This window comes from Rhodothermus marinus, from assembly GCF_009936275.1.
Lineage (GTDB): Bacteria > Bacteroidota > Rhodothermia > Rhodothermales > Rhodothermaceae > Rhodothermus > Rhodothermus marinus_A.
Window position 1 is genome coordinate 1,128,521 of sequence record NZ_AP019797.1, and the last position, 21,302, is coordinate 1,149,822.

The 21,302-nt window shown below is 64.1% G+C and carries 17 protein-coding genes and 1 tRNA gene; 13 read left to right on the plus strand and 5 right to left on the minus strand.

The window, feature by feature from the left end; all coding sequences use genetic code 11:
- Positions 1 to 176: 176 nt before the first annotated feature.
- Both GYH26_RS05030 and folD read right to left on the minus strand, forming a co-directional pair.
- Entirely contained in the window at positions 177 to 1,202 is a 1,026-nt protein-coding gene (locus GYH26_RS05030) for a mechanosensitive ion channel family protein (RefSeq protein WP_161540724.1), read from the minus strand.
- Positions 1,199 to 2,080: a bifunctional methylenetetrahydrofolate dehydrogenase/methenyltetrahydrofolate cyclohydrolase FolD gene (folD, locus tag GYH26_RS05035; protein ID WP_161540725.1), complete on the minus strand. Its 882-nt coding sequence runs from the start codon at positions 2,078 to 2,080 to the stop codon at positions 1,199 to 1,201. The genes GYH26_RS05030 and folD overlap by 4 nt, the downstream gene beginning before the upstream one ends.
- Before the next feature lie 284 nt (positions 2,081 to 2,364).
- Between folD and porU the strand changes: the two genes are divergently transcribed.
- The 4 genes from porU (at position 2,365) to GYH26_RS05055 (ending at position 10,383) form a co-directional block, all read left to right on the plus strand.
- Complete coding sequence (porU, locus tag GYH26_RS05040) at positions 2,365 to 6,363, plus strand: type IX secretion system sortase PorU (protein WP_242006599.1); 3,999 nt, start codon at positions 2,365 to 2,367, stop codon at positions 6,361 to 6,363.
- Between the two features lie 75 nt (positions 6,364 to 6,438).
- Complete coding sequence (porV, locus tag GYH26_RS05045; protein ID WP_242006600.1) at positions 6,439 to 7,599, plus strand: type IX secretion system outer membrane channel protein PorV; 1,161 nt, start codon at positions 6,439 to 6,441, stop codon at positions 7,597 to 7,599.
- 102 nt (positions 7,600 to 7,701) lie between these two features.
- On the plus strand, positions 7,702 to 8,940 hold the full coding sequence (locus tag GYH26_RS05050; protein ID WP_161540728.1) for a hypothetical protein: 1,239 nt from the start codon (positions 7,702 to 7,704) through the stop codon (positions 8,938 to 8,940).
- Between the two features lie 129 nt (positions 8,941 to 9,069).
- Positions 9,070 to 10,383, plus strand: coding sequence for a dicarboxylate/amino acid:cation symporter (locus GYH26_RS05055; RefSeq protein WP_012843462.1), 1,314 nt, complete (start codon positions 9,070 to 9,072; stop codon positions 10,381 to 10,383).
- A gap of 54 nt (positions 10,384 to 10,437) precedes the next feature.
- Here GYH26_RS05055 and GYH26_RS05060 read toward each other — a convergent pair whose 3' ends face one another.
- The 3 genes from GYH26_RS05060 to GYH26_RS05070 all read right to left on the minus strand — a co-directional run bounded on the left by GYH26_RS05060 (position 10,438) and on the right by GYH26_RS05070 (position 11,521).
- Complete coding sequence (locus GYH26_RS05060; protein WP_161540729.1) at positions 10,438 to 10,635, minus strand: hypothetical protein; 198 nt, start codon at positions 10,633 to 10,635, stop codon at positions 10,438 to 10,440.
- A gap of 108 nt (positions 10,636 to 10,743) precedes the next feature.
- Complete coding sequence (locus GYH26_RS05065; protein WP_161540730.1) at positions 10,744 to 11,382, minus strand: 3-keto-disaccharide hydrolase; 639 nt, start codon at positions 11,380 to 11,382, stop codon at positions 10,744 to 10,746.
- A gap of 66 nt (positions 11,383 to 11,448) precedes the next feature.
- Positions 11,449 to 11,521: transfer RNA gene (locus GYH26_RS05070), tRNA-Arg, on the minus strand.
- Positions 11,522 to 11,705: 184 nt separating this feature from the next.
- Here GYH26_RS05070 and GYH26_RS05075 point away from each other — a divergent pair.
- The 9 genes from GYH26_RS05075 to GYH26_RS05115 all read left to right on the plus strand — a co-directional run bounded on the left by GYH26_RS05075 (position 11,706) and on the right by GYH26_RS05115 (position 21,203).
- Positions 11,706 to 12,632: a type II CAAX endopeptidase family protein gene (locus tag GYH26_RS05075; protein WP_161540731.1), complete on the plus strand. Its 927-nt coding sequence runs from the start codon at positions 11,706 to 11,708 to the stop codon at positions 12,630 to 12,632.
- Positions 12,629 to 13,003: a DUF2007 domain-containing protein gene (locus tag GYH26_RS05080; RefSeq protein ID WP_161540732.1), complete on the plus strand. Its 375-nt coding sequence runs from the start codon at positions 12,629 to 12,631 to the stop codon at positions 13,001 to 13,003. The genes GYH26_RS05075 and GYH26_RS05080 overlap by 4 nt, the downstream gene beginning before the upstream one ends.
- Positions 12,981 to 13,838, plus strand: coding sequence for a phosphatidate cytidylyltransferase (locus tag GYH26_RS05085; protein ID WP_161540733.1), 858 nt, complete (start codon positions 12,981 to 12,983; stop codon positions 13,836 to 13,838). Before GYH26_RS05080 ends, GYH26_RS05085 begins: the two co-directional genes overlap by 23 nt.
- 63 nt (positions 13,839 to 13,901) lie before the next feature.
- Positions 13,902 to 14,108, plus strand: a complete 207-nt coding sequence (locus tag GYH26_RS05090; protein WP_161540734.1) for a hypothetical protein — start codon at positions 13,902 to 13,904, stop codon at positions 14,106 to 14,108.
- Positions 14,109 to 14,139: 31 nt separating this feature from the next.
- Positions 14,140 to 15,960 carry a DNA mismatch repair endonuclease MutL gene (gene mutL / locus GYH26_RS05095; protein ID WP_161540735.1) on the plus strand — a complete coding sequence of 607 codons (1,821 nt, stop codon included), beginning with the start codon at positions 14,140 to 14,142 and terminating at the stop codon, positions 15,958 to 15,960.
- A 14-nt stretch (positions 15,961 to 15,974) separates the two neighbouring features.
- A complete protein-coding gene (gene tilS, locus GYH26_RS05100; protein ID WP_161540736.1) occupies positions 15,975 to 17,360 on the plus strand; it encodes a tRNA lysidine(34) synthetase TilS in 1,386 nt (461 codons plus the stop codon).
- 44 nt (positions 17,361 to 17,404) lie between these two features.
- Positions 17,405 to 17,986, plus strand: a complete 582-nt coding sequence (gene hpt, locus GYH26_RS05105; RefSeq protein WP_161540737.1) for a hypoxanthine phosphoribosyltransferase — start codon at positions 17,405 to 17,407, stop codon at positions 17,984 to 17,986.
- A gap of 257 nt (positions 17,987 to 18,243) precedes the next feature.
- Positions 18,244 to 19,176: a hypothetical protein gene (locus GYH26_RS05110; RefSeq protein ID WP_242006601.1), complete on the plus strand. Its 933-nt coding sequence runs from the start codon at positions 18,244 to 18,246 to the stop codon at positions 19,174 to 19,176.
- Positions 19,173 to 21,203, plus strand: coding sequence for a lasso peptide isopeptide bond-forming cyclase (locus GYH26_RS05115; protein ID WP_161540739.1), 2,031 nt, complete (start codon positions 19,173 to 19,175; stop codon positions 21,201 to 21,203). Before GYH26_RS05110 ends, GYH26_RS05115 begins: the two co-directional genes overlap by 4 nt.
- Positions 21,204 to 21,302: the final 99 nt, after the last annotated feature.

The following is a 21,302-nucleotide window of genomic DNA, read 5'->3' on the forward strand; positions in this document are numbered from 1 at the left end:
CACGTTACCAGACTGCCACAGGACAGGATGCGCCGGTTCCACCCCCGCGGGGGCGACGGGGACGTCGCACAGGTCGGATGGGTCGAACCGGCTGCATCATATGGAATGTCTGCGGCAGCATGATGGCTGCAAGGATACGACAAAATATTGCCCCTGTCAAGAGGGTGCATGTTTTCTTAACCGAAAGCGCTGCTTTGTTCCCCATCGCCGTTTGAGGCCGGCCGCATCCAGGTGGCGCGTTCGAACGCCTTGGCCTCGTCGATAAAGAGCTGGCGGTGCGGGAAGGGAATCTCGATGTCGGCCTCGCGCAGCGCCTCGCGGATTTTTTCGGTGTACTCGAACTTCATCGGCACGGCGTCGTGCGGATTCCGGATGTAAAGCCGGAGTACCATATCGACGCTCGAGTCGTTCAGCTTCGTGACCACCACCGAGGGGGGATAGTCGGGGTGCAGGCGCTCGTCGCCTTCGGTCAGGCGCAGCACCACGCGCCGCGCTTCTTCAGGATATTCCTTGTAGGCGATGCCGAAGGGAATCTCGATACGCAGGGCGTCTTTGAGGCCGTAGTTGATCAGCTTCTGGTTGATCATCTGAACGTTCGGCATCACCATCACCTCGTTGTTGAGCGTGCGCACGCGCGTCGAGCGCAGCGTGATTTCTTCGACGATCCCGTAGGTCCCGCTGATCTCGACGGGATCGCCCACGCGAAAGGGGCGGTCGATCAGAATGGTGAGGCCGGAGATGAAGTTTTCGAGCGTATCGCGGGCGGCAAAGCCGATGGCGATACCGGCAATGCTGAGTCCGGCCAGCAGGGCGGTGACGTTGATCCCGAGCTGGGCCAGCACCATGACCGTGATGAACGACAGCCCGATGAGCCGGTAGGAGCGCATGAGCAGGTGCTCGAGCGTCGCGTCGATGCGGCGGCTGTGCCGCAACGCACGCCGGAGCACGGCGCCCACCACGCGATAGATCGCGTAGAAGAAAAGAAAAACGAACAGCGCGCCGGTCAGGCGTGGAATGGCCGAGACGGCCAGCCCGGCCAGTCCTTCCTGAATGCGAGGCAGCACCTGGTCCCACTGTCCGCTGACCAGGAGCTGGCCGGTGGCGCTCACCTGCTGGCTCAGCTCGGTGATCACGTCGGCGGTGTCGGGCGCGGCCGCCTGCGTATCGGCCAGCGTCTGAAGCGTGTCGGCCTGCAGGATCATGCGTAGGCGTAGCGTCGCTGGGCGGCGTAGAGCGTGTTGCGGAGCAGCAGGGCGATCGTCATCGGGCCAACGCCGCCGGGCACCGGAGTGATCCAGCCGGCTTTTTCGGCCACGGCCTCGAAGTCCACGTCGCCTACCAGCCGATAGCCCCGGGGATGCGAGGGATCGTCCACCCGGTTGATGCCCACGTCGATGACGACGGCTCCTTCGCGCACCATGTCGGCCGTAATGTAGCACGGACGACCGATGGCGGCCACCAGGATGTCGGCCGTTCGCGTCAGGGCGGCCAGATTCTGCGTGCGGCTGTGGCAGACCGTGACGGTGGCATCGATGCCGCGGTGCAGCAGCAGGGCGGCGAGCGGACGTCCCACGATGTTCGAGCGCCCTACCACCACGGCATGCTTGCCGGTGGTTTCGATGCCGCTGCGCCGGAGCAGCTCCAGAATACCGGCCGGCGTGGCCGGCACGAAGCCGGGCTCGCCCAGCAGCAGACGGCCGGCGTTGATCGGATGAAAGCCGTCCACGTCCTTGTCGGGGCGGATCGCGTTCAGCACGCGACTGGGATCTATATGATCGGGCAGCGGAAGCTGCACCAGAATGCCGTCCACCCCCTCGTCGTCGTTCAGGCGGGCAATTTCGGCCAGCAGTTCGGCCTCGGAAATGGACGTGTCGAAGTGCAGCGTGTCGCTGGCAATACCCACTTCGGCCGCGGCTTTCGTCTTGCCGCGCACGTAGGAAGCCGAGGCCGGGTTGTCGCCCACCAGGATGACGGCCAGATAGGGGGGACGGTGGCCGGCCTGCACCCAGGCTTCGACTTCGGCCTTCACTTCGGCGCGCACCTGGGCCGCGATCGCTTTGCCATCGATGATCTGTGTCACGACCTTTTCGGTTGGTTGTTCGTTGCCGGTTGCTCCATAAACTACGGAACCGCGCGCTCCGGGGAAATGCGAAACCTTATGAAAACAAAAAAGCGCGGTGTACTTGACCTTTAGCGGGGTTGGTCGATAACTTTAACCTGTAGTGTTAAGGTCAACCGTTCACCTTTCGGCTCCTGCGTATCGCGAAAGCGGGTACCACGTTGTAGTTTGAAGGCGGCATCCGAACGGGTGCCAGAAGCATGAAGTCCGTGGTGTATACCGGGAGCACGTGCATACGCAGGAGCGTGGCCTGTCTGCTGGGCCTCTGGCTGGCGCTGAGCGCCGCGGCGCAGCCGGTTACGGTCCGTTCGCTGGGAAGCACGCCGCAGGGCGACGTGCTGGAAGTGGTGGCGCAGTGGGCGCGTCCGCTGGCAGCGGCGCTCGACTCGGCCGGCGTAACGGCGCTTTCGTGGAAGGCCGTCGTGGCGGCCACCGGCGGTGCCTGGGAGACGTCCGAGACGATCTGGCTTCCCGCCCCGGTGACGCCGCGCGTCGAAATCGTGGCGGCCGACTACGAGGAGGTGCCGCTGGCGCTGGGGGCGGAGGGGGCATCGCTGGCCGCCTGGCTCAACCAGCCGCCCGTCGAAGTGGTGGGCGTGGGCATGGAACGCCGCCGTCCGGCCGCCACACTGAGCGTCCGCCTGCTGGTCTACGACGAAGCCCGGCAGATGCTGCGTCGCTATCGCCGGGTGCAGGTGCGGTTGCGCCACCCCGTGGCACAGACTTCCGTGTTGGGGACGGGGCTGCGGCCGTCGAACAATCCACATCTTCAGGTCACGCGCAGCGTGCTGGCCGATGGGGCTATCGTTAAGTTTCCGGTCCGGGAAGAAGGAATCTACCGTATCGATCGGGCCGCGCTGGCCGAACTGCTGGCGCTCGTCGGACGCTCCGTGGACGAGATCGATCCGCGCCAGCTTCAGCTCTACGGCAACGGTGGCCGTCCCCTTCCGGCCCTGAACAGCGCGCCGCGCCCGGCCGACCTGATCGAAAACCCGGTCTGGGGCGTCGGGCTCGACGACGGCTCTTTTGACGAAGGTGACGCGCTGATTTTCTACGCGGCCGGTGTGCAGGGGTGGACCTACAACGCGCAGCGGGGCGAGTGGGAGCACTACACGCATCCGTTCTCCAACGCGAACTATTACTTTCTGAAAGTGGGGGAACGGGCCGGGCGCCGCATCGAAACGATCCCGTTCCCGAACGCGCCCGACGCCCAGCCGGTCGCGCAGCTCACCGGACGCTACGTGGTCGATCCGGAAGATTTTCTCTGGAGCAAGGAGGGAATTGCCGAGGGGAAGGGCAGCGGACTGACCTGGGTGAGCGTGCCGATCAGTCCGGCCGGACGCCTGCGCATCCTGGAAGGCGTGACGCCGCCGGGGTTGACGGCGGGAACGGTGACCTACCGGGCCCGTGTGGCGATCCAGTCGAATCCGGCAGCCTACGCCGTGTTCGTTTCACGGGGACAGGAGCTGGCCCGCGCTTCGGCAGGCGTGGTCTTTCCGGATCCGGAGAGTCCGGTCGCGCGGGCCACGGAGGTAACCTTCACGCAGGCGCTGGCCACGGCCACACCGCTGGAGCTGGAGATGACGCTGACGAACCCCGGCGGCGATCCACGGGCGGCGCTCGAGTGGCTGCGCGTGTTCTACCCCATGCGTCTGGTGGCGACCGACGGCTACCTGCGCTTTTTCACGCCGCCGGGACAGACCGGCACCTTCGAATTCCTGCTGGAAGGCTTTGCCGAAACGCCGCAGGTGTGGGACGTGACCGAGCCGGGCACCGTTCACCGACTGGAAGTGCAGGCGACGTCCGGCGGGTATCGGGTGCAGGTGGTCTGCAACGATCCGGAACGTCCCCGTGAGCTGGTGGCCTTTACACCAGGTGCCGTACGTCCGCTCGATCCGTCCGGTGCCCGCCGCGTGCCCAGCCAGAATCTGCACGGCATCGACTTTTACCCGGACCTGGCCATTGTCACAGCCGATACGTTCCGCGTCTATGCCGAACAACTGGCCGAACACCGGCGCGGCCAGGGGCTGCGTGTGGTGGTGGCCACCGTCGAGCAGATCTACAACGAGTTTTCGGGCGGCGTGCCCGACATGCGCGCCGTACGCGACTACCTGAAGTTCCTCTACGACCGGGCGCCCGACGAATCGTCGCTCCTGCGCTACGCACTGCTTTTCGGCGACGGGCACTACAACTACCGGGAGCTCTGGCAGAAGCCGACGCTGAAAAACTGGGTGCCGCCCTACGAGACGGTCGATTCCTACCACCCGATCAACTCCTACACGAGCGACGACTACTTCGGATTGCTCGACGACGACGAAGGGCTCTGGCCGGACTACGGCGCCGGCGCCTACAGCACGGAGCGGCTGGATCTGGGCATCGGCCGCCTTCCGGTGCAGACGCCCGAAGAGGCGCAGCAGGTGATCGACAAGATCTTCCGCTATGAAAGCCCGGCCACCTACGGCCCCTGGCGCATGCGCTACACGTTCGTGGCCGACGACGGCCCGACCGGCGTAGCCGCGCAGCAGAACGACCTGGACCTGCACGTGCAGAACATCGACGTGGTGGCCGAGGAAGTGAAGCAGTACTTCCCGACCATCGACGTGCAGAAGATCTATGCCGTGTCCTACCCGCGCGTGTTCATGGGCATCTGGCGCATTCCCGACGCCCGGCGCGACATCCTGCGCGCGCTGGAAGAAGGCACGCTGGTGATCAACTACAGCGGACACGGCAGCAGCGACGTGCTGGCGCAGGAAGAGATCTTCACCAGAGACGACGCGGCCGCGCTGACCAACCGCGATCGCCTGGCCATCTTCATCACGGCCACCTGCACCTGGGGCCGCTGGGACATGACCGAGGCGCAGAGCGGCGGCGAGGTGCTGCTGCTGAATCCCAATGGTGGCGCCGTGGCCGTCTTCAGCGCCGTGCGGCTCGTTTACACGTCGGCGGATACGAGCGTACTGAACGTGGGCCTGAATCGCATGCTCAACAAGTACCTGTTCCGGCCGGAGGCGGACGGACAGATGCCCCGGCTGGGCGATGCGCTGCGCCGCATGAAGAACACGCGGGCCGGGCTGCAGAACAACAACCGGCGCTTCAACCTGCTGGGCGATCCGACGCTGCGCATCGGCTTCCCGCATCGGCGCGTCGTCGTGGAAAGCATCAACGACCAGGCGCCGGATTCCGCCCAGCCGGTGCCCATGCGGGCGCTCGAGCGCGTGACGGTGCGCGGCTACGTACAGGACGCCGCGGGCCAGCTCGACCCCGGCTTCAACGGGGTGGCCACGCTGACCGTCTTCGACGCCGAGCGCCAGAAACCCCTGCCGTACTGGCGCTACATGCCCACGCCGTACTACCTGGTGCGGGAAGACCTGATCTGGCGTGGCCAGGTGGACGTGCAAAACGGGCGCTTCGCGGCCACGTTTGTCGTGCCCAAAGACATCCTCTACAGCAACCGGCGTGGTCGCATTTCGGCCTATGCCTACAACGCCGAGACGCACGCGGCCGGCTACACCGAGGGTTTCGTGGTGGGCGGAACGGCTGCGTCGATCCCGGACGACCGGGAAGGACCGGAAATCCGGCTTTATCTGAACGATACGACGTTCGTCTCCGGCGGACTGGTGCCGCCCAACCCGCGGCTGATCGTGCAGCTCTACGACGCCTCCGGCATCAACACGGTAGGGGCCGGGCTGGGACATGAGCTGCTGCTGATCATCGACGGCGACGAGGCGCGTGCGCAGAACCTGAGCAGCGCCTTTCGGAGCGAGCCCAACTCGTATCAGCGCGGCCGGGTGGAGTGGACGCTCACCGACCTGACGCCCGGACCGCATACGCTCACGGTGCGGGCCTGGGATGTGCTCAACAACGTCAGTACCGCCTCGCTGGACTTCATCGTCAGCGACGATAGCCGGCTCGAACTCCGCAACGTGTTCAACTACCCGAACCCGACGACCGGCCCCACGCGATTCGTCTTTGAGCACAACCAGCCGGCCGGCACGCCGGCGCGCGTGCAGCTCCGGATCTATACGCTGGCCGGACGTCCGGTGCGCACGCTCGACGGCATCGAGACGCTTCCGATCGGCGTGTTGCCGGCCAACCTGGTCATGATCCCCTGGGACGGACGCGACGAAGACCGCGACCCGCTGGCAACCGGTATCTACCTGTACCGCCTGCGGGTGGAAATAGAACGACCGGACGGCTCGCGCCAGGTGGCCGAGCACATCGACCGCTTGGCCATCATTCGCTGAACTGGCGCTGTTTTTGTTTAAACAACAGAACCTGACTGGAAAACAATGGGTTATCCTTCAAAACGAGAGCACGCTATGCGTACGGTTCAACACACACTGCGCACGTTTTGCGCACTACTGGGACTGGGATGGCTGATGGGGTGGGCACACGCGGCCCACGCGCAGGTGGGCGGTGCGGCCGTGCTGTTTCTGCAGATCGAACCCGACAGCCGGGCCGCCGGCATGGGCAATGCCGGCGTGGCCGTGGCGGACAACGCCTATGCGCTGTTCTGGAACCCGGCCGGACTGGCTTTTCAGCCTGAGGCCGTCGAGGTATCGCTCACGCACTCGAACTGGCTGCCGGAATTCAACGCCGGCCTGTACTACGAATACCTGGTCGGGCGCTTCTCGGTAGGTAAGTTCGGCAACATGGGCGCCCATGTGACGCTGCTCAACATGGGCGAGCACGAATGGCGGGATGAAAACAACAACCCGCTGGGCACCTTCCGCTCCTACGATGTGGCCGTGGGCGTCTCCTACGGCTATCCGATCAGTGAGCGGCTGGCGCTGGGCGTGGGCTTCCGCTATATCTACTCGAACCTGGCCTCGGGCATTCAGGTCGAAGGCCGCGAGACCAAGGCCGGCAAGTCCTTCGGGATGGATCTGGGCCTGCTGTACCGGACGGCTCCGTTCAGCCTGGGCGGCCAGACGAAGGCGCAGTTCTCGGCCGGCTTCAACCTGAACAACATGGGGCCCCAGATTCAGTACTCCGACGGCGCCCAGAAGGACCCGATTCCGACGAACCTGCGCTTCGGCTACGCCTTCACGATCGATCTGGACCCCTACAACCGGATCACGTTCGCCAACGACTTCACAAAGTTGCTCATCCGCGTGCGGAGCGACTCGACCGGCTCGCGGGCTGATCCCTTCTACAAAGCGATCTTCACGGCTTGGCGGCCGATCAAGGTGCGCACGAATGCGCTCAATGAAGAGGAAGCCCGGTACCGCACGCTGAGCGTCTTCGAGCAGCTTATGATCGGAATGGGTGTGGAGTACTGGTACAACCAGCTCTTTGCGCTGCGGACCGGATTCTTTTACGAGAATCCCTACAACGGCAACCGGCAGTTCCTGACGTTCGGTGCCGGCCTACGCTACAACATCCTGGGCGTGGACTTCTCCTACGTGTATGCGCTCAAGGAGAACCATCCGCTGGCCAATACGATGCGCTTTTCGCTGCTGCTGAACTTCAAAAAGTAGCAGCACAACAAAAGCGTAAAAATCAGGCGCTTGCCTTTTCGGCAGGCGCTTTTTTTATTTAGCCCATTGTTTCCTCAGGGCCTGTCTCAAGGAGGAAGCGTCATGGTGCCGCGTCTGCTGAGCTATGCGCATGCGCTGGAAGCGCGCGTTTCGGTCAACTGGATCATCAACCGCCGGGCGGATCTGCTCTGGTTCATCGGCGGGGCTCTGGCCGGCTATGCGCTGTTCTTCATGCACGCCGGTCTGGGCTGGGATATGGTTACCATCTGGTTCCTGTGGGTGGTCTTTCTCGACAGCCCGCACTTTTTCGGGACAATCAGCCGTACCTACCTGGACAAACAGGAATTCCAACAGCGTAAGAAATTACTTACCTGGAGTCTGCTCTGGTTTGCGGCCGGGCCCTTCATGATCCTGCTTTCCTGGGGGCTGTACCGACTGGGAATCGAAAACTACCAGCTTCCCTGGAAGGCGTTTCTGGTGTTTTTCGGCCTGTGGGCCTACTGGCACGTGGTGCGGCAGCACTACGGCTTCATGCGGCTTTACCAGCGCAAAAACAATGACCTGAGCCTGATCGACTACCGGATCGACAGCGCGCTGCTCTACGGCGGGTTGCTGCTGCCGTTCGTGGCTTTCGTGGTGCGCCATCCGGAAGCCCGGCGGGGGCTCGGCCTGCCTGAGGCCTTTCCGGCTTACCCGCCGTTGCCGCACGGCAGCCGGCTGGAGGCCCTGTTTGACCTGAGCTACCTGCGGGCGCTTGCCTGGGAGCACTGGGTGGTGGCGATTACGGCGGCCGCCGTCGGCACGCTGGCTATCGTGTTTGTGGCGCGCCAGCTGGTCAGGCTACGCCGGGGCGAGCCGATCAACCTGCCCAAGATTCTGTTCATGCTGGCCGTCGTGCCGCTGCACGTGTATGTGTGCTACGCGCCGGCCGTGCTGACGGCTCCGCTCCTGGCTTTCGGCGCGTTCGTGACGATCTTTCACGACATCCAGTACCACGCGATCGTCTGGTTCCACCATCGCAACCGGTATCACCGGCCGGGCGTGGACCAGCGGCAATTCGGGCTGGCGCCGAAGATCTCGCGCAACCTGCTCACCTACTTTGGCTGTGCCATTTTCTTTGCGGCGATCTTCCGGCTGCTGGGCTGCACGTTCGATGTGCATCCGGGCTGTGCGCCGTTCGTGATCACCAGCGAGGTGCCACTTTTCGGCGAGCTGCACACCGACGCGCTCCTCAAGGGCTTTCTGATCGGCTTTCCGCTGCACCACTATTTTGTCGATCAATTCATCTGGAAGCCCAGCCGGAGCAAGGAGCTGCGAAAAGACCTGAAACTCGAAGCCTGAGCCGGCGACAAGCCCGGTCCCGCCAGGGGGCCGGGCTTTTTTGCAGAATCATGAGTGGAAGGGCTTGCAATCGTGCCGGTCGTTTTGGTTCTTTGGGCATCATCCGGGAAGTAACGGCACGATGACACAATGCCCTGGTATCGCAAACTGCACTGGCAGATTCTGATCGGGCTGCTGCTGGGTCTGCTTTTCGGCTTGCTGGCCGCAGCGCAGGGATGGAGCGGGTTTGTGACGCGCTGGGTGGCGCCGTTCGGGACGATTTTCATCAACCTGCTGAAGCTGATCGCCGTCCCGCTTGTGCTGGCCTCGCTGATCGTGGGCGTGACGTCACTTTCGGACCTGAAGCGCCTCTCCCGCATCGGGGGCAAGACGATCGCCATCTACATTGCCACGACGGCCGTGGCCATCACGATCGGTCTGGTGATCGTGAACGTGCTGCGGCCCGGCCACACCGTGCCGCCCGAGATGCGCACGCGCCTGCAGGAAGCGTACGAGGCCGACGTCGAGGCGCGGGCCGAGCTGGCCGAGCAGACGCGTCAGCGGGGACCGCTCCAGGTGCTCGTGGACATCGTGCCCGAGAACGTCTTCAGTGCGGCCTCGGACAACCGCAACATGTTGCAGGTGGTCTTCATCGCGCTGTTTGCCGGGATCGGGCTGCTGCTCATTCCCGCCGACAAAGCCCGGCCGGTGATCGCTTTTTTCGACGGGGTCAACGCGCTGGTCATCCAACTGGTCGAGCTCATCATGCGTATCGCCCCGATCGGGGTCTTCGCATTGCTGGCCGACACGATCACGTCTATCGCCCGCGACAACCTGCAACAGGTCTTCGAACTGCTGGCCGCGCTGGGCTACTACAGCCTGGCGGTGGTGCTGGGGCTGGTGATCCACACGCTGGGAACTTACCCGCTGCTGCTTAAGCTACTGGCCCGCGTGCCGCTGAAAACGTTCTTTTCCGGCATCGCGCCGGCGCAGCTTGTGGCTTTCTCTACTTCGTCAAGCGGGGCCACGCTGCCGGTAACGATGGAATGTGCCGAGAAGAACCTGGGCGTATCAGAGGAGGTCTCGTCGTTCGTGCTGCCGCTGGGCGCCACGATCAACATGGACGGCACAGCGCTCTATCAGGCCGTGGCGGCCGTGTTCATCGCGCAGACACTGGGACTCGGGCTGGATCTGGGCGCGCAGCTCACGATTCTGCTGACGGCTGTCCTGGCTTCGATCGGCACGGCAGCCGTTCCCAGTGCGGGCATCGTGATGCTGGTGATCATCCTGGAGTCGGTCGGCGTGCCCAGCGCGGGCATTGCGCTGATTCTGGGCGTGGACCGCATTCTGGACATGTGCCGGACCGTAACGAACGTCACGGGAGATCTGACGGTGGCCACGATCGTGGCGGCCACGGAAGGACAACTGGCGTTGCCCGTACCGGAAACGAAAAGCGCCTCCTGACGAGCAGGTGGCGCTTTCCGGGTATCGCGTGCCGTGCGTGAATGAGGCGGAAGCTCAGTTTCGGGTCGTGTACTGCCGAAAGCGAACCCAGATGCGGCAGGCCATCTCGCTTTCGCCAAAGGGGCAGTTGAAGTGGCGGTAGGCGATCCAGCCCATGCGGTCAGAAACGACGCGCAGCCGCTGTGAGAGCTCGTCCAGCTGACGTGACAACTGTCGAAAAGCCTGGGCCATGCGTTCGTTGGGGCGTTCCATGGGCGCGTCTCCTGAAAGCTCCTCGGTGTGTCTACTCCTAATGTGCAGACGCGCCCGCGGAAAAACATGCGCTTCTGGCGCATGTCGTCGCCCGATCTCGGCGCATTTTCAGGGGCGCCGGAGGGGACGCACGCTGATTTCTCTGAAATAGACCACGTCGTCCGGCCCGTGATTCTGCAGGCCGATGTAGCCCTCCAGAGGACGCGGCCCCCGATCCGGCTCGTACCAGGCTTTCTTGGGCGGGACCGGATCGCCTTCGGTGTAGTCGGTTACCAGCACGCCGTTGACATGCACGATCGTGCGCGGGCCGTCCAGCGTGATTTCCATCACGTTCCATTCGCCGGGGTGGGAGGGACGGGCCCGGGCTTTCGTCAGCGAGTAGAGCACGCCCGTGCAGTGGTAGTCGTCGCCGTGGTCGTCGATCTGGACCTCGTAGCCGCGGTTGACGGGCATCCAGGGCTCGGTAGGCGGCTCCGGAATACGGATGAATACACCGGAGTTCTTGCCGCCCGGGTTCCTATAAACGACGCGGATGACAACGTTGCCGAACTTCCGACGCGTGTACCAGAGCAGGCCCATACCGCCTTCGGTCTTGAGCAGACCATCTTCGACGACGAAGCGCCCTTCGCCCACGTGCTCCCAGCCGTCGAGGTCTCGGCCGTTGAAGAGCGGCGTCCAGAGCGTGTCCTGTGCAAGGAGACCCGGCGTCGGTAGCAGCGCCAGTAGTAAGCCGATCAGCAGACGCATGGCATGACAGAACTGGTTTCGGGCTTAACCTACAAAAAAAGCCGGCTGCGGGGAGCCGGCCTGTAGTGCGCCCGGCAGGATTCGAACCTGCGACACCCAGCTCCGGAGGCTGGTGCTCTGTCCCCTGAGCTACGGGCGCCTGCACTTTGCAGAGAATATAGGCGTGCGCTTCGGTCTTCGTCCATGCATTCATCGTGAAGAGCACGCCCTGTGCAGAGGTGCCGTCGATACGCCCTGAGTCGGGGCCGCGTTCCCGAAGGCCGTGGCTTTTATGGCTGCATCGCCTGCCGTATCTTCGTGCCTGGAAGCGAATCAGATGGCCTATGGAGGAACAGAACGTCTGGCTGAACGGACCGCTGGAGCGGGCGCAGTGGCCGCCGCTACTGACGGCCATACTGGGCCTGCTGCTGGCGTTTGTGCTGTTTCAACTGGTGATCAGTCCGCTGGTGCTCGTGCTGGGCGTCCTGAGCCGGGGACAGGATCCATCGGTGCTCATGGACCTGCCGCGCCTGGTGCAGGGCTGGCCCGGGTTGCTGCTGCTGGCCAACACGGCCGGTCAGGTGCTGGGGCTGGCCCTGCCGGCCTGGCTGTTGACGTTGCTGCACACTCGCCAGGCGCCGCGCTTTCTACGGCTGCAGCCGGTCCGAGGAAGCGATCTGGGCTGGGCCCTGCTGGGGCTGGCCTTTCTGATGCCGGTGGTGCAGTGGCTGGGACACGTCAACGAGGCGCTGCCGCTGCCCGAGTCGTGGCGGGCCTTCGACGCAATGCAGATGGAGCTGATCGAGGCAGCTCTGCAGGGTGGTCTCGACGTGGGGGCCAACCTGCTGATGCTGGCCGTGGTGCCTGCTTTCTGCGAGGAGCTGCTGTTCCGGGGCTACGTGCAGCGGCAGGCCGAACGGGCCCTGGGTGCCGTCGGCGGGATTCTTTTTTCCGGGATCGTCTTCGGCCTCTACCATCTGCGGCTGACGCAGGTGCTTCCGCTGTGCGTGCTGGGCGTGTACCTGGCCTACCTGGTCTGGCGAACCGGCAGCCTCTGGAGTGCCGTGGCCGTTCACCTGGCCAACAATGCGTTTTCAGTGCTACTGGCCGCTTACGCCGAGCATCATCCGCGCCTGAGCTGGCAGGACCTGGAGCAGCTCGAGGTGCCCTGGTATCTGGTGGTGCTGGGGTTGATCGGCTTTGGCTGGGTACTTTTTCGGCTGGAGCGGCGTACCCGTTTGACAAAGAACCTGACGGAGCCATTACCATGAGCGACACTTCCCGCCACGAAGACTGGGTCGAGGTCTTTCGAAGCAGCACCGACTACGAGGCCGATATGGTGCGCGATCGGCTGGACGATGCCGGCATTCCGGCCATCGTTTTTACGCAGCGTGATCACGTCTTCAACCTGAACGTGGGCAACTTGGCGCTGGTCAGCGTGCGCGTGCCGGCTAGCTATGCCGAGGCCGCCCGCCGCATTCTGGCAGAGACGGTAGACGACGAAACGCTGCGCCAGGCGGCCGAAGCAGCTGATCCCGGAGCGCCGCCCGCACACGATCCGGAGACAGAGGCGCGGCTCGACTCGGGCGCCGATCATCTGGGACTGGACCTGCCCGACGATGAAGAACCGCCGACGGGTTGAGCGCACGCGCAGCGCGGCGTCCAATCTGCTGCTCCGGGTGCTGACGGCCCTGGTCGGCATTCCCTTGCTGGTGGGGGCGCTGTGGCTGGGCGGATGGGTGTTCACCGGCGTGGTGGTGGCGATGGCCGTGGCCGGCATGATCGAAAGCTACCGGCTCCTGGGACTGGCAGGGCTGCCAGCCTACCGGGCCGGCGGTCTGGTGCTGGGATTGCTGCTCGTGCTGGTACCGGTCTGGCCGCCGGCTTTCCCACTGGCTGTCGTCTGGGGGGTGGGCCTGCTCGTACGGGCGCCGTTTCGGCGCGTGCCGCTTTCGGAAGCTCCGGTGCGGCTGGCCGCCACCTTCTTCGGGGCGCTGTATCCGGCCGCGTTGCTGGGCAGTCTGCTGGCGCTGCGGCTGCATCCGGGTCCGGAAGACCGGCAGGCCTTCTGGCTCACGCTGGGGCTGCTCGTGATGATCTGGGCGGCCGATACGCTGGCCTACGCCGTGGGGCGAATCATGGGAAAACGGCCGCTGGCTCCGCGCGTCTCGCCGGGAAAAACGTGGGAGGGCTTCGCCGGCGGATTGGGAGGAGCGCTGCTGGCGGCCGTCGTGCTACGCCTGAGCGTGCTCGACTTTCTGGCCTGGCCGCATGTGCTCGTGCTGGGACTGCTCTGCGGGACGATCGGGCCGCCGGGCGATCTGGCCGAAAGCCTGCTCAAACGCGCCGCCGGTGTCAAGGACTCGGGCAACCTGCTGCCCGGACACGGCGGCGTGCTCGACCGCTTCGACGCGCTCGTCGTGGTGGCTCCGCTGGCCTACTGCTACCTGCGCTGGGTGGCCGGTCTCTATGGCTGAGCGTGGAACGGCCGGTCCCGCGCCCTGTATAAACTTCCGAACCGGAAATCAGGAAGGCAGGGCATGGGTATCTTCCTTCCCGGACGCAAGGTAACGCCCCGGCGCTTTTCCTACGAGCCGCGCTACTACAATCCGGAGCGTGAAGAACGCCTGCGCCGGCGCCTGCGCATCGAGCGGCGGGCCCTCTCCAAGCGACGCAATCCGTTCAGCCTGATTTATTTCATCATCCTGCTGTTGATGGCCCTGTACGTCTACAACGCACTGGGCTGAAAACCTGCCAGGGAGTACGAAGCGCAAGCCTATGACGCCGGAAGCCACCGACAGCCTGATCCGGATCATGCCGGAATCCCTGGCGAACAAGATTGCCGCCGGGGAGGTGGTCCAACGTCCGGCTTCGGTTGTCAAAGAACTCGTCGAAAACGCACTGGACGCCGGCGCTCGCAACATTACGGTTATCCTGAAAGATGCGGGCAAAACGCTCGTGCAGGTGGTCGATGACGGCTGCGGCATGAGTCCGGCCGACGCCCGCCTGTGCTTTCAGCGACACGCCACCAGCAAGATTCGCACGATCGAAGACCTGGAGCGCATTCGCACGCTGGGCTTTCGGGGCGAGGCGCTCGCTTCGATTGCCGCTGTGGCCCGCGTCGAACTGAAGACGAAGCGCGCGCAGGATGCGGCCGGTTACCGGGTTCAGATCGAAGGGGGCCAATTGATTGCGGCCGAGCCCTGCGCCACGGCCAACGGCACCTCGGTGGCCGTGCGCAACCTGTTCTACAACGTGCCGGCCCGTCGCAATTTTCTCAAGACGCCGGCCACCGAGTTCAAACACATCGTCGAGACCTTCCAGGTGCTGGCGCTCTCGCACCCGGAAGTGGGCTTCACGCTCATCCACGACGACGTGGAGATCTATCGCCTGGTGCCCGAGAGCGATCCGTCGCCGGCCGAACGGCTACGCCGGCGTATCGGGACGCTTTTCGGACCGGAGTATGCGCTGCAGACGATTCCGGTCGAGGAGACGACCAGCTACCTGTCGGTACGAGGTTTTCTGGGGCGGCCCGAGCTGCACCGGAAAAGCCGGGGCGAGCAGTTCTTTTTCGTCAACCGTCGCTACGTGCGCCATCGCTACCTGGAACACGCCGTCACGAGCAGCTACGAGCACCTGATTCCGGAAGGGGCGCATCCGTTTTTCGTGCTGTTTCTGGAGCTGGACCCGAAGCACGTGGACGTGAACGTGCACCCCACCAAGGCGGAGGTCAAGTTCGACGACGAGCGGGGTATCTACGGAGTGCTTCGGGCTATTGTGCGCCGGGCGCTGGGCATGGCCGATCTGGTGCCACAACTGGAGTCGGCCGCCGCCGTGACGGTGCCAGCGGGTGCCGGGCAGCCTGCTGCTGCACCGCGTACCGAGGTCTCCGGGGCAACACCGCTGCGTATGCCGCCCGGCGAGGTGAGCCGTCGGCTCTACGCCGTGGAGCCAGAGGAGGTCGAGCCAGCTCCCCGGCAGACCGTACTGCCTTCGAGCGTGCGGCCGGAGAGCGACGAGGAAGCGCCTGAGCACGATACGCTGATCTGGCAGGTGCACGACCGCTACATCCTGACGCAGATTCGATCGGGCCTGCTTCTGATCGACCAGAACGCCGCGCACGAGCGCATCCTCTACGAGCGGGCGCTGCGTAACCTGGAAAGCGGCTTCGGGCTGTCGCAGCAGTTGCTCTTTCCGCAGACGCTGGAATTCTCGCCGGCCGACTTCGCGCTGATCGAGGAGCTGTTGCCCGATCTGCGGGCACTGGGCTTCGACCTGGAGCTATTCAGCGGGCGTACCGTGGTGGTGCGCGGGGTGCCCGACGACATCCGCCCCGGCGACGAACGTACCATGCTCGAAGACCTGCTGGCCCAGTACAAGGCCAACCTGCCGCTGCGGCTTCCCAGCCGGGAGAACCTGGCCCGGAGTGTAGCCCGACGCAATGCGATTCGTCCCGGCACGCGCCTGACCGAAAAACAGATGCGCACGCTCATCGACCAGCTCTTTCTCTGCGAGACGCCGTACGTGTCGCCTACAGGGCGGCCGACCATGATCCGCCTTACGCTCGAGGAACTGGAGCGGCGCTTCGGACGCGCCTGAACCGATCGGCAGGTATGCTACCCGAACGGGTTCGTCGCTTCATCGAGACCGAAGCCCTGTTGCAGCCCGGTCAGCGGGTGGTGGTGGGCGTCAGTGGCGGCGTGGACTCGATGGTCCTGCTCGAAGTGTTGCGGCGTCTGGGCTATCGACCGGTGGTGGCGCACGTCAACTATCGGCTGCGCGGGGCTGATTCGGACGCCGACGAAGCGCTTGTGCGGCGGTTCTGCCGCCGGCATCGCCTGCCGCTGCGTGTGGCCCGCATTGACCTGAAAGCCCACACGGGCGGCCGGGCCATTCAGGCGACGGCCCGGCGGGTGCGCTATACATTTTTCCGGCGCGTGGCCCGGCGAGAAGGGATCGATACGGTGGCCGTGGCGCACCATCGCGACGATCAGGCCGAGACATTGCTGCTGAACCTGGTGCGGGGCAGTGGGCTGGAAGGGCTGTTGGGTATGCGGCCGAAGCGCAGGCTGGGGCGGGAAAACATCTGGCTGGTGCGGCCGCTGCTTCCGGTGAGCCGGGCCGAGATCGAAGTCTGGGCGCAGGCCGAGGGCATTCCCTGGCGGGAGGATGTGAGCAATGCCAGCCTGCACTATCGGCGCGCCGTCATCCGGCACGAGGTGCTGCCGCTGCTGGTGCGACACTTCGGGTCGGGTGTGGCCGAACGGCTGGCGCACACGGCCGAGCTGCTCCGGGCCTACTACGAGGCGACGTTCCTGCCCGACTTGCGGCGGCGCTGGCAGGAGGTGGCGGACGGGGCCGTCCGGGCGCTGCGCCTGGAGGCGCTCCACGCGCAGCCGTCGGTCTGGCAGCGGCGCCTGATCCTGGAAGCCCTGCGGCGCTGGTTGCCGGGCGCCCCGCAACACCATCGCCTGGTGGCCCAGGTGGTCCGCCTGCTGCAGGCGCAACCGGGCCGTCGTCTGGAGCTGCCGCAGGGAACGGTCTGGCGCGACCGCGACGCGCTACGCTTCCGGCCGCGACAGTGGGCTACTTGGCCCGACGAGGGACTACTGGAGCCCGACCGACCATTGCAACTGGCCGGCGGCACACTGGTCGCCAGCGTGCAGGAGACCGTGCCCGAGCGTCTCGACGAAGGTACGCCGCTGGTGGCCTACGTGGACGCCGACCGAATCCGGTGGCCACTGCGCGTGCGTCGCTGGCAGCCCGGCGACCGCATGCAGCCGCTGGGCATGCGTGGCCACAGAAAAGTCAGTGACCTGCTGACTGACCTGAAAGTGCCCGTCGATCAACGTGACCGCTGCTACGTAGTCTCTCAGGACAGTGAGATCGTCTGGCTGGTGGGCTATCGGCTGGCCGAGCCATTTCGAGTACGGCCCGAAACCCGCCGCGTAGTGAAACTCTGCTGGAAACCCGACCCGCCCCTACCCGAAAAGCAGTGAAAGTCCTAAATTAAGCAGACTTTTTAACCAGACCACAAGTGATCATGGCCTGTACCAGTACTCCGGTGCCCTGCGAGATTCCCGAGGTGGTGGAATGTCGTGGTGAACGGTTTCGGCTGTTTCTGGACGCCGCCACGCTGCAGCAACGCGTAGCCGAGCTGGGACGCCAGATCAGCCGGGACTACGAGGGAAAGCGACCCATCCTGATCGGCGTGCTCAACGGCGCATTCATGTTTCTGGCCGATCTCATGCGCTACATCACGATCGACTGTGAGGTCGATTTTCTGAAACTCTCCTCGTACGGGGCCGAGAAGGTATCGAGTGGGCAGGTGTACGAGCTGAAAAAAATCGACGCCGATATTCGCGGGCGGCACGTGCTGATCGTAGAAGACATCGTCGATACGGGTCTGTCCATGCAGTTCATCCTGGAACGTCTGAAGGCATACGAGCCCGCCTCGGTGGCAACGGTCACGCTGCTGCACAAGGTCGAGGCCACACAGGTCGACGTGCCGCTGGATTATGTGGGCTTTCGCATTCCCAACAAGTTCGTCATCGGCTACGGCCTCGACTACGGCCAGCTCGCCCGCAATCTTGCTTCGATCTATATCCTGGACGATAATCCCTGACGCCGAAAACGTAAGGTGGTCGGCGTTGGTAGCCGTTCCCGAAACTTACACGCCGGATGCGCCATCGGCGCATCCCGATCGACGCCGCGGACCGTAACTTGCCGGCAACTTCCAGAACGGTCGGTAGGAAGCCACGGAAGCGACAGGTCGGAAGTGCCTCATTGAGAGGCCTGAGGTCCCTGCCACGTGGCTATCTACAACGGCATTGAAAATTCGAGGTGTTGCCGGTTCTTCGTATGACAGATAACCCGGTTGTCGTGGATGTAAAAGCGAGGCTTCGGCAGGGGTGGCCCTACCACTATACGATCTACGGACTACATGTCTGTTCGGACGTGCCGCTTCCCGAGCTGAAGCCGGTGGCGCCGGCGGAGGGTGAGGTGTACATCTACCGGGACGTGCTGGCGCCGATGGCCGAAGGGCTGGAGCGGCAGGGAAATCGCCTGCGCGTGACCCCCACCGAAGCGCTGCTGATTTACGACGAGGTCGGATTGTTGCACATTGCGGACGGTCGGTACCTTACCTACGACGTGCCACCCGAACTGCCCGACGAGACGCTCCGTGTGCTTCTGCTGGGCATCGGGCTGGGCATTCTGATGCATCAGCGGGGCCATCTGGTGCTGCATGCCAGCGCCGTGGCCATGGGGGATCGGGTGGTGGCATTCATTGCCGAAAAAGGGCACGGTAAATCGACGATGGCGGCCGCACTGCATGCGCGGGGCTATCCGCTGGTGACCGATGACGTGCTCGTGCTGGACGAGCGGCCGGACGGTCCACCGCTGGTCCTGCCCGCCTATCCGCAACTCAAGCTCTGGCCGGACGCCCTGATGCAGGCCATGCAGACGACACCCGACGGGCTTCCGCGCGTGCATCCGGCCATCGAAAAGCGTGTGACGCGGCTGCCGGAAGGGGTAGACCGCCCGCTGCCGCTGGCCGCGCTGTTTGCGCTTCGTCCGGGCAAGGCCATCCAGATCCGTCCGCTGCAGGGTCAGGAAGCCTTTCTGGAGTTGCTCTTGCATACCTATACGCGGGTGCTGCTGGAGCAGACGCGCACTTCGGCCCGCCACCTGCAGCAGGTGGGCCATCTGGCCCGCTACGTGCCGGTGCTGACGCTGGAGCGTCCGCCCGGGCTGGATCTGTTGCCCGACGTGGTGGCCACCATCGAAACGTTTGCCCGGCAGGAGCTTCCATGAGTGCCATCTTCGGCCTGATTCATTTCGACGGACGGCCCGTTGAGATCGAAGCACTGCGGCCGGCGCTGGACGTGCTGGCCCATCGGGGACCGGACGGCCAGGGGCGCTGGCACGAGGGCTCCGTGCTGCTGGCGCACTGGATGCTCCATACGACGCCGGAGTCGCTGCACGAGCAGCAACCGCTCGTCGCTCCGGAGGGCGATCTGGTGCTGGTGGCCGATGCCCGGATCGACAACCGCGATGAACTGCTGGCTGCCCTGGGCCTTCGATCCACGGCGGAGCGGCCGGTGACAGACGCTGAGCTGATTCTGGCCGCCTATCGCCGCTGGGGGGCCGACTGTCCGGATCGGCTCCTCGGCGATTTTGCTTTTGCCATCTGGGACCGACGGCACCGACGGCTTTTTGCTGCCCGCGACGGCATGGGCGTGCGGCCGTTCTATTATTTCCACGACGGCCGACGCTTCGCCTTTGCCACGCTGCTTCCGGCCGTGCGTATGCTGCCCGACGTGCCGCAGGACATCGACGAAGAGATGATCCTGCGATTTCTGACCCTGAAGCTGGAAACGGAAAACGTGCGGACGTTTTACCGGGCGATTCGGCGATTGCCCGGGGGGCATGCGCTCCAGGTGGATTCCCGGGAGCTGCATTGCTGGCGTTACTGGCGGGTCGATCTGGAGCAGGAGGTGCACTTTCGGTCGGAAACCGAGTACGTGGAAGCCTTTCGTGCCTGCTTCGAGGAGGCTGTACGGTGTCGGCTCCGCAGCGCGTTTCCCGTGGGCACCCAACTCAGTGGGGGGCTGGATTCCTCGTCGGTGACCGGTATGGCGGCACATCTGCTAAAGGATCAGGTAGTGCATGCCGGGACGGCTGTCTTCGAAGATGTGCCTGAAACACAGCGACTGCAGGTTGATGAACGGCAATATGCTGACGCTGTCGTTCGACGCTTTCCGAATCTGTGCCATCACCTGTTTCATGCTGATCGCGTAAGTCCCCTGATACACCTGGACAAAGTGGTCGAGCTATACGGGCAGCCCTTCTTTTCGGCGAATTACCACATCCCTGTCGGAATAGCTCAGACGCTGCAGACAGAAGGGGTGCGGGTTATTCTGAGCGGGCTGGATGGCGACAGTGTGCTGACCTATGGATGGGCGCGGCTGGCCGATCTTTTTTACCAAAAGCAATGGGAGCAATTTGCGCAGGAAGTAGAGGCGTTCGCGAAAGTGGAAGGATTGTCTCCGCAGCGCGTCGCGCAGAAATTCGGAGGCGCTGTTCTCGAAAAGTGGGCGCGATCCTTTCGCTGGAAAGCGTTCCAGGAAGGTGGACGATATCTGGCACAGCGCTTCGGGATTCCCTTTGACCGGCTTGTGCTACAGACAGGCATCAAACCCTGGATACCCGTTGCCTGGCGCCGTAAGCGAGCCCGCCCACGCTCTCAGGAACGATTCGTTCGATTTTCTGAAGCCTATCATCTCTCTCCATTGCTGGAGGACTGGCTGGCACGCCAGCCGTCTGAGCAGGCGAGCGGATGGCATCCGCGTCGGGATCACTGGGAACAGCTGGCGGGAGGCATCTGGCAGTGGGTGCTTGAATTCGCGAATGCGCGTGTTGGCTGGCTTCAGGTTGAAGAACGCTTTCCTTTCTTCGACCGACGGGTAGTCACCCTGAGTGTGCAATTGCCTCTGGCCTACAAACTGCGCCACGGATGGGCGCGCTACCTTCTGCGCAGGGCGCTTGAGGGAATGCTGCCCCCTGAAGTGCAATGGCGGTCTTCCAAGGCAAATATCGGCTACGGGTTTACGACCGGATTGCTTCGGTTTGAAAAGGCGCGCATAGCCAGTCTGATCGCTTCCGCTTCGCAATTGAGGCCCTTCGTAGAACCGAAACGGTTGCGTCAGGCATGGGAGCACATGCAGCAGCACAAGGCGGACACTGATCCTTCTGTGGATATGGCGTTGTATCTATGTTTGATCCTCCACCAGTGGCTGACGACTGTCTCCGAGGTACCGGTCTCGGCGCAGGCCGAGTGAGCCAAAAGCGCATGTAAGTGCCGCCATTCCTGGTACGGCCGGCCTCAAGAGCATTCGCATCTTTATTACCGAAACCTGTCAAATCAACGTTATGAGGTG